Source organism: Amaricoccus macauensis, from assembly GCF_049800915.1.
GTDB lineage: Bacteria > Pseudomonadota > Alphaproteobacteria > Rhodobacterales > Rhodobacteraceae > Amaricoccus > Amaricoccus macauensis_A.
The window spans coordinates 15,316-30,266 of sequence record NZ_JBNAFY010000009.1 but is presented as its reverse complement, the minus strand read 5'-3'; the positions used below and the strand labels follow the sequence as shown (position 1 = coordinate 30,266).

At 54.6% G+C, this 14,951-nt stretch carries 12 protein-coding genes; 7 read left to right on the top strand and 5 right to left on the bottom strand.

What is annotated here, in order from left to right; genetic code table 11:
• Window positions 1–13: 13 nt before the first annotated feature.
• A complete protein-coding gene (locus ACP15W_RS18940) occupies window positions 14–574 on the bottom strand; it encodes a carboxymuconolactone decarboxylase family protein (RefSeq protein ID WP_424934510.1) in 561 nt (186 codons plus the stop codon).
• Window positions 575–759: 185 nt separating this feature from the next.
• Between ACP15W_RS18940 and ACP15W_RS18935 the strand changes: the two genes are divergently transcribed.
• The 3 genes from ACP15W_RS18935 to ACP15W_RS18925 all read left to right on the top strand — a co-directional run bounded on the left by ACP15W_RS18935 (window position 760) and on the right by ACP15W_RS18925 (window position 3,551).
• Window positions 760–1,377, top strand: coding sequence for a TetR/AcrR family transcriptional regulator (locus tag ACP15W_RS18935; protein ID WP_424934509.1), 618 nt, complete (start codon window positions 760–762; stop codon window positions 1,375–1,377).
• 96 nt (window positions 1,378–1,473) lie between these two features.
• On the top strand, window positions 1,474–2,784 hold the full coding sequence (locus ACP15W_RS18930; RefSeq protein ID WP_424934508.1) for a hypothetical protein: 1,311 nt from the start codon (window positions 1,474–1,476) through the stop codon (window positions 2,782–2,784).
• On the top strand, window positions 2,781–3,551 hold the full coding sequence (locus ACP15W_RS18925) for a hypothetical protein (protein WP_424934507.1): 771 nt from the start codon (window positions 2,781–2,783) through the stop codon (window positions 3,549–3,551). Before ACP15W_RS18930 ends, ACP15W_RS18925 begins: the two co-directional genes overlap by 4 nt.
• Window positions 3,552–3,762: 211 nt before the next feature.
• Here the strand turns inward: ACP15W_RS18925 and ACP15W_RS18920 are convergent, their stop codons facing one another.
• Together ACP15W_RS18920 and ACP15W_RS18915 are read right to left on the bottom strand one after the other, a co-directional pair.
• A complete protein-coding gene (locus ACP15W_RS18920; protein WP_424934506.1) occupies window positions 3,763–4,941 on the bottom strand; it encodes an acyl-CoA dehydrogenase in 1,179 nt (392 codons plus the stop codon).
• Window positions 4,942–4,960: 19 nt separating this feature from the next.
• Complete coding sequence (locus ACP15W_RS18915; protein WP_424934505.1) at window positions 4,961–5,638, bottom strand: DnaA N-terminal domain-containing protein; 678 nt, start codon at window positions 5,636–5,638, stop codon at window positions 4,961–4,963.
• Between the two features lie 461 nt (window positions 5,639–6,099).
• On the opposite strand from ACP15W_RS18915, the gene ACP15W_RS18910 reads away from it, so the two are divergent.
• The 4 genes from ACP15W_RS18910 to cysE all read left to right on the top strand — a co-directional run bounded on the left by ACP15W_RS18910 (window position 6,100) and on the right by cysE (window position 12,472).
• Entirely contained in the window at window positions 6,100–7,395 is a 1,296-nt protein-coding gene (locus ACP15W_RS18910) for an AAA family ATPase (protein ID WP_424934504.1), read from the top strand.
• Window positions 7,396–7,405: 10 nt separating this feature from the next.
• Window positions 7,406–8,506 carry a ParB/RepB/Spo0J family partition protein gene (locus ACP15W_RS18905; protein WP_424934628.1) on the top strand — a complete coding sequence of 367 codons (1,101 nt, stop codon included), beginning with the start codon at window positions 7,406–7,408 and terminating at the stop codon, window positions 8,504–8,506.
• 281 nt (window positions 8,507–8,787) lie between these two features.
• A complete protein-coding gene (locus ACP15W_RS18900; protein ID WP_424934503.1) occupies window positions 8,788–11,052 on the top strand; it encodes a HAMP domain-containing sensor histidine kinase in 2,265 nt (754 codons plus the stop codon).
• 559 nt (window positions 11,053–11,611) lie between these two features.
• On the top strand, window positions 11,612–12,472 hold the full coding sequence (cysE, locus tag ACP15W_RS18895; protein WP_424934502.1) for a serine O-acetyltransferase: 861 nt from the start codon (window positions 11,612–11,614) through the stop codon (window positions 12,470–12,472).
• A gap of 375 nt (window positions 12,473–12,847) precedes the next feature.
• Here the strand turns inward: cysE and ACP15W_RS18890 are convergent, their stop codons facing one another.
• The gene (locus tag ACP15W_RS18890; protein WP_424934501.1) at window positions 12,848–13,540 is read right to left on the bottom strand and encodes an ABC transporter ATP-binding protein; all 693 of its coding nucleotides are present in this window, start codon (window positions 13,538–13,540) and stop codon (window positions 12,848–12,850) included.
• Complete coding sequence (locus tag ACP15W_RS18885; RefSeq protein ID WP_424934499.1) at window positions 13,533–14,819, bottom strand: lipoprotein-releasing ABC transporter permease subunit; 1,287 nt, start codon at window positions 14,817–14,819, stop codon at window positions 13,533–13,535. Before ACP15W_RS18885 ends, ACP15W_RS18890 begins: the two co-directional genes overlap by 8 nt.
• Window positions 14,820–14,951 lie beyond the last annotated feature (132 nt).

Below are 14,951 nucleotides of genomic sequence, written 5' to 3'. Positions count from 1 at the left end.
AAAACTGCCTTACTCAGGCTGCTTCCTTCGGTTCCCAGATGAACTTCTGAAACGGCTTGTCGACCGGCGTGTCAGCAATGTGGTTGGTGTAGTTGCTCATTACCTTTTGAGCCACGCCGAGGATGATTTCCAAGACGTTCTGCTTGGTGAAACCTGCGGCAAGAAAAGCATCCAGATCTGCGTCAGACACGACCCCACGGTCCCGAACGATCTTCAACGTGAAGTCGCGAAGCGCCTCGAGTTTCTCGTTCGGTAGCGGGGTCTTGTTGCGCAGAGCATCAATCACGTCATCCGAAACACCCATGGATTTTGCGATCCCGGTATGCGCCGGAACGCAATAGTGACATTCGTGCTCGACGTTGATCGACTGCCAAACAACCGTCTTTTCGTCGGCATCGAACGACGTCGCCAGGAAACCTGCATGAAGTGCCTTGTATCCGGCGAGAAGCTCCGGGGATTCCGCCATAACAGCGTGTAGGCTTGGAACAAAACCGAAAGAATCAACAGAATCCTTGAGCTGTGCCTCGCTGGCTTCGGGTGCGCTTTCGGTATCGTGCAATTTAAAATCAGCCATCGTTGACCTCCATCTTATCTACCATTCAGGGCTGCCCATCAGTCCGGGTGCCGCTGGACCACACCTATAATTCTTGAGCGCTCACTCAACCCATTTCATGAGCGATCACTCATTATTGAAATGGATGGAAAGGATTTCCACTGGTGGCGATGGTAAAGCCCTGACAATCGGCCTACATTGGAGGCATGGCAAGGCAACCAGTTCATAGTCGCGAGGAAGCGCTCGAAAAGGCACTGAACCTTTTCTGGCGGAAGGGATATCACGCTACATCGCTCAAGGATCTTGAGCATGCACTTGATATGCGCCCTGGCAGCATATACGCGGCCTTCCGCAGCAAGGAAGCATTGTTTCGGGAGGTCTTGAAACTGTACGCAACCGAGGTTGGCGTCCAGTTTCGAGCGGTTGTATCTTCATCCCCTACGACTCTGGATGGTGTCGTTTGCTTTCTAACCGAAATTGGCAGACGACCCGAGAACGAACCGCCTTCGCGCGCCTGTATGCTGGTCAAGACGTTGCTTGAGGCAACGGACGCGCAGACTGCAGTGGCCGAAGACGCCAATGCGTACCTGGCGCGGATTGAAGCGATGTTCGAAGACGCTTTCGAGACTTCGCGCAGGAACGGCGAGATTGCGGCTGACGTTGATCCAAAGCGGTTGGCGCGTCGGTTGCAATCGGCAATCTTCGGTCTGCGTGTCTATGCCCAGCGAGAAAATTCTACTGATGCAGTGGAAGAGCTTGCCGAAGACATGGCAGGCGATTTTCTTTCCCTTCGCCAAAGGGCGCTCGTGGATCCCGCTGCCTGATCGCGGTCTTTTTTGGCCACACTCGCTCACGCACCCGGCATTTGTGATTGTCTGCCAACACGCTAGGTTTGTCCCACCGAGCGGGTGATGGGTGCAATGAGCAGGAACTACAACGACGAACATACGCATGGCGTACTACATGCACGCGAACTCGAGGGGCATTTGGGTGTACTTGAGAGTTTCACGTCGGCAGCGCTTGGGGTGCTGGCCGTGGCATCGGGGATCTACACCTATCTCGGTGTATCCTCGCTGCTGGACGATAACGGAGCACTTAGCTTTTTTGCCGCCGTCGCTTATTCGATGGCGGTTTCAGTCGGAATCTTCGTGTTCTGGTCCTACCTCCTGCGGCTCCTGCCGGCGATGCGCAGTGCGGCATCGCGAGCGGGTCTGCTTTTTTCGATGGCCCTCGGCTCGCTCGCAATCGTCGCCATGTCCTCATGGCTCAATGCTGCGGCCCTCGCCGGAGCCGCCGCAGTCGAACAACATCTTGCAAAGACTGTTCAGGATTATCAGACCGCACTCGAGCAATCGCATACCATTGCCGTTTCCGGACAGTCACTCAATCGAGATGTCGCCCGAGTTCGTCAGAGTTTTCAGGACCTTTCGAATCAAGAGGCCGTCGGTGCCCTTTCTGGTGTCGCTGGCCGAGGTGCGGTTTTCAGAGTGCTGACGCAGAAATCCGACGAACTGGACGCCTTGGAATCGCAGATCGAGTCTCAGGGGCCATTAGTCGATGCAGCCTTTGCGGAAGGGAATGAAATCCTCAGCAGAATGCGGGCACTGACCGTTTCTACAGGTCCGGTGGAAAATCGTTCAGTGCAGTTCTCAGAAGAGTCGGTCCGTCTTGCGGGGCTCATCGCCCAGCTACGTCAACTTTCTGTCGCGCCTCTCGTGGATCGAGCCGCGCAGGATCTGGCGGCATCGGTTGTATTGCCCGAACTCGACGGCGAGACTGCGGACATACGAGTGAGCCAGGAAACCACGATCGAGTCGGTTCTCTTGCTTCTTGGCCAGAGAGCCGAAACGCTAAGTCGCGCTGCAGAAGCAGTCATGGCAATGCCGGCCCCTCTGGAGACAACCTACACACCCATTTCAACGGCTGATGCCGTTATCCGCTACGCGGCCAATTTCGTGCCTTCCTGGGCCGGCGCAATTGCCATCGACCTGCTTCCAGCTGTGCTCGTCTTCATCCTGATGGTCGTGCAGGCAGCAATCCGTTCCGGGCGGGACCCTGCCCCGTTGGAGGATCGAATGACCTTGGCGGAGATGCGTGCGGCTGTTTCGGCCCTGCGAGAGATCGAGGCACAAGAAACTGAAGAGCAGAGAAGGGGTGGCCAGCCGGAACCAGGTGACCTTGCTGTTTCGCAGCTAGAACCGCACAGACCACGAGAGGCCCCTGCCCCGTGAGTTCCACACGAACCACAACTGGGCCCGCCCGGGCCATTCGGTGGCTTCTTGGCACACAGGTCATGCTGGCGGTTCTGCTCGCGGGCGGGGATTTACTCGATGTCCTGCCGGAGATTCTCAGATTCGGGCCAGATGCACCGCCGCTCACGGCCCCCATCAACCCCGGTGACCAGACGAGAAGGTATGATCCGCGCCTAAGCCCCGAGGACATGCCGGCAGGACCGGGATTTCCCGGCGGCCGCCCACCCTCGAGATTGACCTGGGAGTCGCGGCAGATCGGGGACGCTCCGGGCCTGCTGGTGACTGGCACGATTGCTCCGGGGGATGCGGCACGGTTGATTGATTACCTCAGTTCGACAGACGCCCCGGAGACTGTGTCGCTTCATTCACCGGGCGGTTCGGTTGCCGACGCGTTGGATATCGGGCGGCATCTGCGCAGCTCTGGCTTGAAAACACATCTTTCTCCCGGTGCTGCCTGTTTCTCGGCCTGTCCTTACATTTTGGCCGGCGGAATCGAGCGAAGGATCAGCACGTCGGCCATGGTTGGTGTTCACCAACACTATTTCGGTCAAAGCACGGTTCTGCCCGCCTTTCTTGCAGTGCAGGATATTCAGCGCGGTCAGGCGGAAGTGATGGCCTATCTCAATGGCATGGGGATCAACCTCATGGTGATGGAAAAGGCCATGCAGACCCCGCCGGAGGATATCTACGTGTTGTTGCCTGACGAGCTTCAGGAGTTCAATTTCGCCACGGGTTTCATCGATTGAGCACAGTTCCGCGCGTCCCTTTTTCGAATCGTGCAACAGGGGCGTGAATTTACTACGATAACGCTGTTTTTCGGGCTCGGAGGCGCCGCATGTCGAGATATTTTCAGAGCAGTCTTGCAGGGAAGTCGATCCCACCCGCTCTCAGTAAAGAACATGCTGTTGCCATAGTCGTCTTTGTTGCTCTTCTCGCTGCCCTCACGGGCGCCTACAGCTAGGCGAATGCCTGCAAACCAGTCTGTGCACGCCCAAGGATCAACGCATGGATATCATGTGTGCCTTCATAAGTATTGACCGTTTCAAGATTGATCATGTGGCGCATGACGGGAAAGGCATCTGAAATTCCGTTTCCTCCATGCATGTCGCGCGCCATTCTCGCGACCTCCAGGGCCTTGCCGCAGTTGTTCCGCTTCATCAAGGATATCATCTCAGGAGCGACGTTCCCTTCGTCGAACAAACGGCCGAGCCTCAAGGCTCCCTGCAATCCGAGTGCTATCTCCGTCATCATGTCGGCCAGCTTTTTCTGGTATAGTTGAGTCTGCGCAAGCGGACGGCCAAACTGCTTGCGGTCAAGGCCGTAGTTTCGTGCGGCATGCCAGCAGGCTTCCGCAGCCCCCATCGTACCCCAAGCAATTCCGTATCTTGCACGGTTCAGGCATCCAAACGGCCCCGAAAGGCCCGATGCACCCGGCAATAGTGCCTCCTCGGGAACCTCAACATCATTCATGACGATCTCACCGGTTGTAGAAGCACGAAGGGACAGCTTCCCATCAATCTTGGGCGCGCTCAGTCCTTTCATGCCCTTCTCGAGGACAAACCCCCGAATCTTACCCTCATGAGAATCCGACTTTGCCCAGACCACGAATACATCTGCCACGGGGCTGTTAGATATCCACGTCTTTGTTCCGCTCAGACGGAAGCCGCCTGGCACTCTGCGCGCGCGTGTCTTAATGCTATTCGGATCGGAGCCTGCATCAGGTTCGGTGAGGCCGAAACAGCCGATTTTCTCCCCACTCGCCAGCTGTGGGAGATATTTCTGTTTCTGGGCTTCACTACCGTATGCCAGAATTGGATAGATCACGAGGCTCGACTGGACGCTCATCATGCTGCGATACCCAGAGTCCACGCGTTCGATCTCTCGGGCGACGAGACCGTAGCTTACATAGCAGGCCCCGGCCCCTCCGTAGGCTTCGGGGAGTGTGACGCCGAGAAGCCCTGCTTGCCCCAGTTCCCGAAAGATAGCTGGATCGGTTTGCTCCTCACGATAAGCGTCTCGAACACGTGGCTGCAGCTGTTCCTGCGCATAGCGACGAGCTGCGTCGCGGATCATGCGCTCTTCTTCTGCAAGCTGTGCTTCCAGAAGCAGCGGATCATCCCATTCCAGAGCGGCCATTTCAGATCATCCCCTAGCGCTAGTATATGATGCGGAGCGTGCGGATGGCAGGATCGACGCTGATGACCGCGGCCATCAGGCGCGTCTTCAATTGCCCCTCGACATAGCTCGCATGGAAACGCGTTGGCGCTGCAAGTGTGAGACAGCTGGCCTCGACCGACACTTCCTTCAGTGGTTCGAACCACGCGGCGTATGAAGCTGGATCATTCGCGTGCAAATTGCCTTGAACTTGCGCCCAGAGCGTTCCATTCGATCGAGGTGCAGGGACTGGTCTGATCGGAACTACATTGCTGGGCGCCGCCTGATCGTCGCCAATTGTCAGTCTCTCGACGAAGTCTGGTCCGATGTTGGGCCACGCAGCGCGTGTGTCCTCAAGGATCCGGGTAAGATCTAGGCCATAGATGCTCACCCTGCCCCGCGTTCCCTGCTTTTTCAGTCGCAGCCAGCTTCGGGAACGCAACCTGGCCATTTCACGTTTGACGGTCCTGGGATCGACTCCCCAGAGACGAGCGATTTCATTCTGCCCTATTGCAAGTTCATCTCTCTGCCAATTGTAGCGTGTTGTGATCAATGCCATGAGCCGCAAGACTTGCTTTTGTCCCATAGGATTTTGAGTGAAGGCGTAGGCCATCATGGCGGAAAGAATGTCATATTTTCTCGATGCCGCCTCGCGCCCAATGGGTCTAGCGAGTTGCATTGGTTGCTCCTGTCTCCGGATCTGACTGTTCCGGTTTGCCTCTTTGTCTCTGACAGAGCTTATTGTGAAGTGCCGCATGGACCGTTTCCAACGCTCTTTGTCATTTGATGGGCATTAGCGTCCGGCAATGCGATTCTGTCAAGTGGGATGTCTGGTTGGTGATCGCATTGCGGAAAATACAAATCGTAAGATTGGTATCATTGGTATAGAGGGACATTCTACATGTCCCCTCTGAGCGATCAAATGTCCCCCGATCTGTGGGGTCAATGCTCTGCATGTCCCCCAAATATTGCCGGCCTCCCCAACTTCGCGTGACCATTCGACTAACCGTACGATTCGCTGTCACGGTTGCATTCAGAGGTAAAATCCGACGTTCATCATTGTAATCCCTTTTGCAATTTTTTCAAAACAAGCGTAATTCGGTTTTGAGGCAGTGTTTACGTTCAGTTCAGAGGCAGAGCATGTTTACTCATGAAGATCTGGCCCGGCTCCAGTCGCAATCTCTCAAGATGCAGAGCTGGATCCGTCAGCAAACATTTAGTCCGGAAAGCACCAAGAAGTTGCGGCGGTTCTCGAGTTGGGAGGTTTCCGAGCTTATCTTCCGTATCAACCAGTCAACTTTTCGAGGTCGACTTTCGGCCGAGCCGAATCTTCCCGGCGGGGAAGTTGAGCCTGATGGGCGTCAGAGATGGTTCTCGCTGGAGGAGATCAACGAACTCAGGCGGAGGATGAAGGTCAACAGAAAGTCCTTGATGCCCCCTCGCCCCTTCGGAAAGCGTGCGCTGCGCGCGGCTGTCGCGAATTTCAAGGGTGGCGCCGGGAAGTCCACGGTCGCTCTTCATCTGGCTCATGCAGCGGCGCTTGATGGTTATCGAATTTTGGTAGTCGATTTCGACCCTCAGGCGACGCTTTCCCATTCAATGGGGCTCACCGATGTTGCTGAGGACTATACCGTCTGGGGGATCATGGCGCGTGATCTTATTCGGGAGACAGATCGGATGAATGAGGTTGCGTCGGGCGCTGCTTCAGGAACGACCCTGCCCCGCCGTAAGATTCCTGCGTCGATCCGCGACATGGGTTTGGGCGATCTGAGGGTAAGTGATTTCATCAAACCGACCGCTTGGAGCACCATCGACATCATACCTTCTTGCGCTAACGCCGCGTTTGTCGAGTTCGCTTCGGCGCAATACCGGCATCTCAATCCTGAATGGTCGTTCTTCGCCGCAGTTTCGCGCTACTTGGATAACCTGAGTGATGACGACTATGACCTCATCATTTTTGATTGTCCGCCGGCGATTGGCTATCAATCGATGAACGCGGTCTTTGCTGCGGATATGCTCTATATTCCTTCGGGCCCAGGTTACTGGGAGTATGACAGCACCACGAGCTTTATCGGTCAGCTTGCTGAGGCCTTGGAGGACCTGTCTCACGGATTTGATGCAACCTTTCCCGCAGGGAAGATTTCGTTGCCCAAAGCTTTCGTGGACATCCGTTTCCTGATGACGAGATTCGAACCTGGTAACGAGCTGCATCGTGCTATGTTCGAAGCTTTCAAGAAGGTTTTTGGTGAACATGTGGCGGAACACCCGGTAGAGATGACGCGAGCCGTTGAACAATCGGGCAGGTTCCTAAGTTCTGTCTATGAGATCGACTACCGCGAAATGACCCGGGAAACCTGGCGGCGCGCTCGTGCAAGCTTCGATAGAGCCTATGACGAGTTCAAGAGCCATGCTGTCGAAGCATGGGAAAAGATCTGAAGGTGAGGCGATGAGTAAGAGACGGCGAGTTTTTGATATCGAAATGCCGGATCAGGAGCCGGAAACCTTCCCCGCAGGGAATGTTGATGAAGCGGCGACACGACGCGGGCCGATGGCATCTGCGATTCATGAGACGGCAGAGTCACTCCGAGAAAGACAAAATCTCGAGGCACGAATTCGAGCCGAGAACGATGCATTGGCGCATGAGCATGTACGTTTGAAGCGACTCGGCTTGGTCATGGAGGAAATCCCGATCGATGCCATCGATTGTCGGAAACTCGCTCGCGACAGGGCTAAAGGACAAGATGAAGAACTTGTCGAACTAATCGAGTCAATTCGTGCAATCGGTCTTTCGAATCCAATACGTGTTGAAAAGGCTGGTGAAGGTCGTTGGGAACTTATTCAGGGTTTCCGCCGTCTCGCCGCTTACAAGGCACTCCGCGAAGAAACCGGGAATGCCGAGGCCTTCGGGAAAATTCCGGCTGTCGAGATGGAGACTGGGGATACGCTCGATTCACTCTACCGGCGCATGGTTGACGAGAACCTAGTACGGAAAGATATCTCATTCGCGGAGATGGCTCAACTTGCTCTGGACTATGCTGCCGATCCATCAACGGACGAAAACGACCCCGACAAGGCCGTTGCAATTCTTTATCGCTCTGCCGGATATCAGAAACGCAGTTATATCCGCTCGTTTATTCGCCTGATGGAGAGCCTGGGCCAAAGCCTACGACATGCCAGGGAGATTCCACGAGCGCTTGGTCTGGGGCTGGTGGGTGTGATCGACAAGGACCCGACATTGGCAAGTCGAATTGCCAACGAACTCGCCGAGCTTTCTCCTCAATCCGCCCAAGCCGAACTGGCAGTTCTCCGTAGTGCGGCGCGGGAAAAGCCGGAAGAGCAGGTGATTATGGAACGGCCAGATCCAGTTGCAAAGGCCCGAAAGAGCGGCGGGCGGGCAAAGACAAGTTTTCAGTTCGACAGACCCGAGGGCCGAGCGAGGTGCGTCGCTGCGTCGGGTCGATTGGAAGTTCGGCTCGAACTAGACTTCTCAACAGTTGATCGGAGAAAACTGGAGCGTGCCGTCAAGCGTATGCTGGACGAACTCTAGCGCGGGCAGGGTGATCTGGTATGAAATTCCATCGGTGATCTTCCCTGCGGGGAAGATCACAAGGCGCGACCTGAGTGTCCCCCGCAAGTATCTGAAAATAATATGTTATTCTTTAGATCCGCGCTTTGAGGATCAAATTCTCAATCATTGTTCCAAGAACTTTTTCTGACTGACCAAAGCTAAATTCAAAATCAACACTTTGATAATATAGAGGGCAAAGCGGGCATCATATTTCGTCCGCCGAAAGTATTTCATAAAACGGATGAACGTGATCCATCATTATGTTCAAAATTCAACAAAAGATCGTTCTCCTTTCCTGTGCGATAGCATGGACCGCAACCCTAATACTAGGCGCCATCGACTATCGGGCGGACGTCACCCAAGCCGAAGATCAGTCGGTGCAGATCCTTACCCGGCAAGCGGCCCTTATACAGGAGCGCCTCCAGCATTCGGCATCCTTCTTCGTCTATGACGCAAGAATGATTTCACAAGCCGCAGCGCTAAGGCGACGGCTGCAAATCCCACCCAGCCAATCTCCTGGCCTCGGAGGGGAGTTCACTGATGAAGAAAAGCGGGTGCTTACTCGCATTTTCCGCATCATCATGCAGGCCCGGCCAACATACAAAGAAATCGTACTTGTCGGGCCTGGTTCGCATGGACGCGAAATTGTTCGAGTTACCCGGGTGGACGCCGGAGTAACCGTTACCCCAAAGAACGACCTCATCAATCGTGAAAATACGGAGCTGCACGAAATCGCAACCGAATTGGAGCCCGGTAATTGGCACTTCCCGGAAGTCAGGTTCCCAGAGGAGCGCAAGCGTAGCCCACCGGATATGGTCGCGATGCAAACCCTGATCCTAAGTCTTCCCGCTCAAGCCGGACGCCCTACGGGCTACGTCGCCATCAGCGCAGACGCTCGCAAGTTCGCCGTTCAATCTCTCGACGGCGCGCAGTTGAGTAACTCGACTTTTGTGCTTGACGGCGTCGGCAACCTGCTAGCTTCGCGCCTCTCTGATGATGACATTGAGTCGGGTGCGTTCCAAGATCCGCCGTCATATGACGATCTTCCCGCAAACCTGATGTTCCACTCGAATGAGGGGGCAGAGGAGAACTTCTTGGTCCGTTCCGGAGGACAATTCTTCGCATCCGATGGAGGAGGGCAGGGGGATCCACGTATGCCGAAGTTTCAAGTCGTGGTCAGCGAACCCGTCGCGAAAATGCGCGAGATCCCGGAAAGCGCCGCTCGAAACTCGTTGCTGCTCGGTGGGCTTGCTACTTTCGTTAGCGGAGTTATCGCTGGCGGCTTTGCGTTCTGGATCACTCGGCCCCTTGCCCAGATTGCAGATACCCTGAGGGAATACCGCTGGAATACACCACTTGAAGGTTTGCCGTCCGGCCTCAAGGATGAAATCGGCGATGTTGCCCGAGCCTTTGAAACCTTGATCGAACGCCTTACGAAGAGTGAAATGCGCGCACGTGCGATCGTCGAAAGCATTCATGATGCGTTGATTGTCATCGACCTGAATGGGCACATTCTGGAATTCAGTGGTATGGCCGAGGAAATGTTCGACTACCGGCGAGCAGAGGTCGTTGGGAGGAGCGTGGCCATTCTAATGCCCGAGCCATACAAATCACAATACGACCAGTATCTGAAGCGTTTCAGAGACACCGGCGAGGGTGAGCCCTTAGAAAAGATGCGAGAGATGCAGGCAAGACGCCGCAATGGCGAGATCTTTCCAATCGAATTCTCTTTCAGTTCTCTGGGGTCGGGAGATAGCCAAACTCTCGTCGGAACAGTACGTGACATCACTGAGCGCAAGCGCGCTGAAGAAATGAAAGATGGCTTCATTTCTGCCGTGAACCACGAACTGCGTACTCCGCTGACTGCGATTAACGCCGCGCTTAACCTTCTTGACGAGCATGCTTCCTCGTCGTTTGATGAAAAATCCAGGCGGCTAATGGAATTGGCGCTATCAGGAAGCAGCCGCCTCGCGAAATTGGTAAACGATATCCTCGACCTGCGTCGCATAGAATCCGGCCTACTCGCGCACCATGCAAAATGTCTAAATATCAAGGCCGCCGTTGCTGATATCGTAAACCGGTATGGGCCCCTTGCCGAGCGTTTTCAGATAGCGTTCCAGTTGGATCTGCCACAAAGAGATATAACTGTGTTCGTCGATCCTGGGAGGTTCGAGCAGGCAATGGTGCATCTACTCTCTAACGCTGCGAAGTATTCACCAGCAGGAGAGCAGGTAACTGTGCGCGTACGTGAGCATGAAGGAGAATGGGTTAGGGTTAGTATCATCGATAAGGGGCCGGGCATTCCGGACAATATCAGAGAGCGCATAATCGAAAGTTTCTCAGAAATTGAATCCGAGAATCTTGTCTCTGAAGGTCGGATTGGCATGGGGCTGAGGATGGCGAAATCCCTTGTCGAAACATTTAGCGGCCGGATCTCCTTCTGGACGGAAATAGGTGCCGGAACGAGCTTTCATATCGACTTGCCAATACTCGACGCCGGGGATGTCGGACTGGCGGATGGCTAGTCTGCCGTTTGGGGTTCACTACCTCGATGATGTTGCGATAGTTCCTGAACTCGTCATATCTGCCACTATCGACCATCGAGGCATGGAGAACTGGCACTGCTTTCCGGGCTATGAACCTCAGGATGCCGCACGGCTCCAACAGCCACCCACCTATCTGCTGCGTCGTGAAGACTGCAGAGGTTAAGGCCGGAGATGCGCCGCAGCGCCTATGCCGGGGCGCAGGGGTGGAGAGGCTGCCAACGATCATAGTCGTGGATGAGGCAATGCCAACTGCCTTTGTCGAAATCAGGAGGGAGTTCAGTGTGGAGAGGCTATCGAAGCTGATAGATACGTATACAAACGTGCGAACGATTGCACAGAGATGGCTGAAAGCTTAGAATCGGCCCTGAAAGCGCAACGAACGTATGGTTAATGGCCAGTCCGCGAGTAACAAGCAGGCCGTTATCCAACCGATTGTAGTTTCGCCATAAAATCGTTCAGCAGATACGACCACTTTGTCTTGGCTTGATAGTGGTGCGCGATAGGAGATACTTCTGTCTAGGAAGCTTGGGAGATTCGAGTGAAACAAGCACAGTCGCAAGTCGCCAGTGTCGATCCCGTCTGGTCTCGTATTCGAGATGAAGCGGAAGCCATAGTACGTAAGGAACCATTACTCGATAATCTGGTTCTGACCGGTATCTTGCATCAGGACAGCTTCGAGACCGCTCTCAGCTACAGACTTGCTCAAAAACTTGCTTCTGCGGAAATGAGTCCGATGATTGTCCGGGATATTGCGGATGAAGCAATTTCAGACGACAGCCGGATCGCAAGTGCTGCTCGCTCTGATATTGCAGCTGTTTTTGATCGCGATCCAGCCTGCCATGCCTACTTACACCCGTTGCTCTTCTTCAAGGGATTTCAAGCACTTCAGTGCTACCGTATTGCTAACTGGCTCTGGAAGCAGGGGCGCCATGATATGGCACGATTCTTCCAAATGCGGGGTTCAGAAGCATTTGGGGTTGATATCCATCCTGGAGCTTCCCTTGGATGCGGAGTGATGTTCGATCATGCCCATTCCATCGTCATCGGCGAAACTGCAGTGGTTGGCGACAATGTGTCCATGCTTCATTCGGTAACGCTGGGGGGGACGGGGAAAGATGATGGTGATCGGCATCCGAAAATACATGACGGCGTGATGATCGGCGCTGGAGCCGCTGTTCTCGGCAACATTGTTGTCGGGCGGTGTAGCAGGATTGCAGCGGGTTCTGTCGTGCTACAGCCCGTAGAGCCGATGACAACCGTTGCCGGAGTTCCGGCCAAGGTTGTCGGCAAGGTCAACTGTGACATTCCCGCGTGCGCCATGGATCAGACGCTCGGAGGAGAAGTTGAACAGTCGGATGATTCAAGTGGCGCTTTCAAATCGGAAGAATCCAAAAATTAAAATCGAGGACGACTCCGTTCATTGGCTTTCTGCAGTCTAGCGTCTAGAGCTGAGGATCTATCGAGGAGCGCTGTAGCGCCTTGTATCTCGTGCCGAGGTTCTCGATCTGTGTATCAATTGCCCTGAGTTGAGCGATTAATGGGAAACGTGCTGCACGCCCGTCGTAGTGCAATTTTGTCATTTGCTCTCTGAGGTCTTCGCGCGTTGAGTCTGAGAAAGAATCTCTTCGTGCAGGTTTCTCAGAATGAGCGACTGTTCGTTCCGATCTTGAGAAAAATCACTTTTGCTCAACTTTGTGTTCCTGAGGCTATAGGCTAAAGCCAACTCCACTTACTTAAATTATTAATTAGTATAACTTCGATGTCTGTATAACAATTATGATACTATAACTCTGCCGTTGCAAATTTGCAGCGTTCGATCCATGCGCGCCGCCAGTTCGAGGTTGTGAGTGGCAATAAGCGCTGCGAGCCCCGTCTCACGTACAAGGCCTAATAGCAGATCGAATACCACGCACGCCGTTTCTGGATCTAGGTTCCCAGTTGGTTCATCGGCCAAGAGCAACGAGGGGCTGTTGGCAAGCGCGCGAGCTATAGCAACCCTTTGCTGCTCGCCGCCCGAGAGTTCAGCCGGCTTGTGGTCTGCGCGCTGGAGAAGCCCGACCTGATCCAAAAGACATTCTGCCCGTTCCTTTGCATTTTGCAGGTTCTCGCCTGCAGCTTGTTGAGGCAAAATAATATTGTCGCGTGCAGAGAATTCTGGAAGCAGATGGTGGAACTGGTAGACAAAGCCAATTTTGTCGCGTCTTGCCGCGGTTCTGGCCCGGTCTCCAGCTTCGCTGAAGTTTTCTTTTCCGATAAGGACGTGGCCACTGCTTGGGACATCCAATAGACCGGCTATATGCAAAAGTGTCGACTTTCCTGAGCCGGACGGACCGGCCAGTGCCACGATTTCTCCCTGCGCAAGTTCAAGGCATGCACCGTCCAACACCCGGATTTTGCCTGGTTGTTCCGAATTGTAGACTTTGAAGATGTCGGCCAGTCTCAGCGCATAGTTGCGACGATCAGCCATCCCGCAATGCCTCCACCGGGTCGAGCCTCGCAGCGCTGCGCGCAGGCCAGATTGTAATAACGAATGAAAGCCCAATCGCCATCGCGACAACGGCAAATACGTCTATTGGCCTTAAGCGGGCAGGGATCTCGGTGAGAAAACGGACTTCGGGGTTCCATACCGAGCCGCCCGAAACCCATTCGACCAACGCCTGCATTTCCTGAATATTATAAGCGAAGAGGCAGCCGAGAACTACGCCCAGTGCGGTTCCTATCAAGCCGATCGAAGCGCCGCAGATGAAGAAGATCCGGAGAATGGAACCTTGTGCAAAACCCATTGTGCGTAGAATTCCGATATCGCGGCTCTTGTTCTTCACGAGCATAACCAAACCCGAAATGATATTGAGAGCTGCGATCAAGACAACCAAGGAAAGCACAATGAACATGACGCGCCGTTCCACGTCTAGAGCAGACAAAAAGGCGCTGTTTGCATCCTTCCAAGTCCATACCAATCCACGTGCGCCAGCTGCTTGGGCAAGAGGGGCTCGTATCGCATCTACATCCGCCGGATTTACCAGCATCACTTCGATTTCGTCAGAGCCGCCTTCCCGGTCAAAGAAACGCTGTGCCTCGCTGAACGGGACGTATACCCGCGTTCGATCAATATCGTATCTGCCCACACCGAAGATATAGACGACTTCGTAGTCATTCAGCCTCGGTTGTGTCCCAAATGGCGTATCCATTCCCTCGGGCGATATGAGGGTGATCATGTCGCCCGGCCCGACGCCAAGTTCTCGTGCCACGCCGCTGCCAATAGCCACGCCCTCCCCAAAGCGATCGAGCGTGCCAGCTTGCATCTCGGGTTGGGAGATGAGTGGCACCTGGCGGAGATCCTCTAGCTGCGTTCCTATGATTTCTACCCCTGCAGCCCGACCGCCTGCCGATGCCATGACCTGTCCGCGGATGAGTGGTGCGGCGCGCTCTACTCCAGGTACTTCCGCGAGGCGTAATGCGAGCTCGTTATAGTCCGCAATTAACCTGTCAGTATTGCCGAACTCATCGAACTCGGCGGAATAGTAGACGCTGGCATGGGAGTTCGCGCCGAGAATACGCTCTGTAAACTCCTCACGAAATCCAATCATTACGGCTTGTACAACAATAAGTGTGGCGACCCCGAGCATTACTCCAATGAGGGCATACCAGGCGATCACAGAGATGCCGCCCTCTCTTTTGCGCGCGCGCAAATAGTGCCAAGCGATGTTCCATTCGAATGCAGCAAAGGGGGCAGGGGGCGTTTTCACGGAAGAGGGAAACCTTGTCTGATGCTGGGTGGAAGGTGTTTAGGAGGAGCGTGCTCGTCAAGGCACAATTCGATGATTGCGTCCAAAGACGCCTAGGCCGCAGGTCGCTTATTATCTGGCTGGTCAGGGACA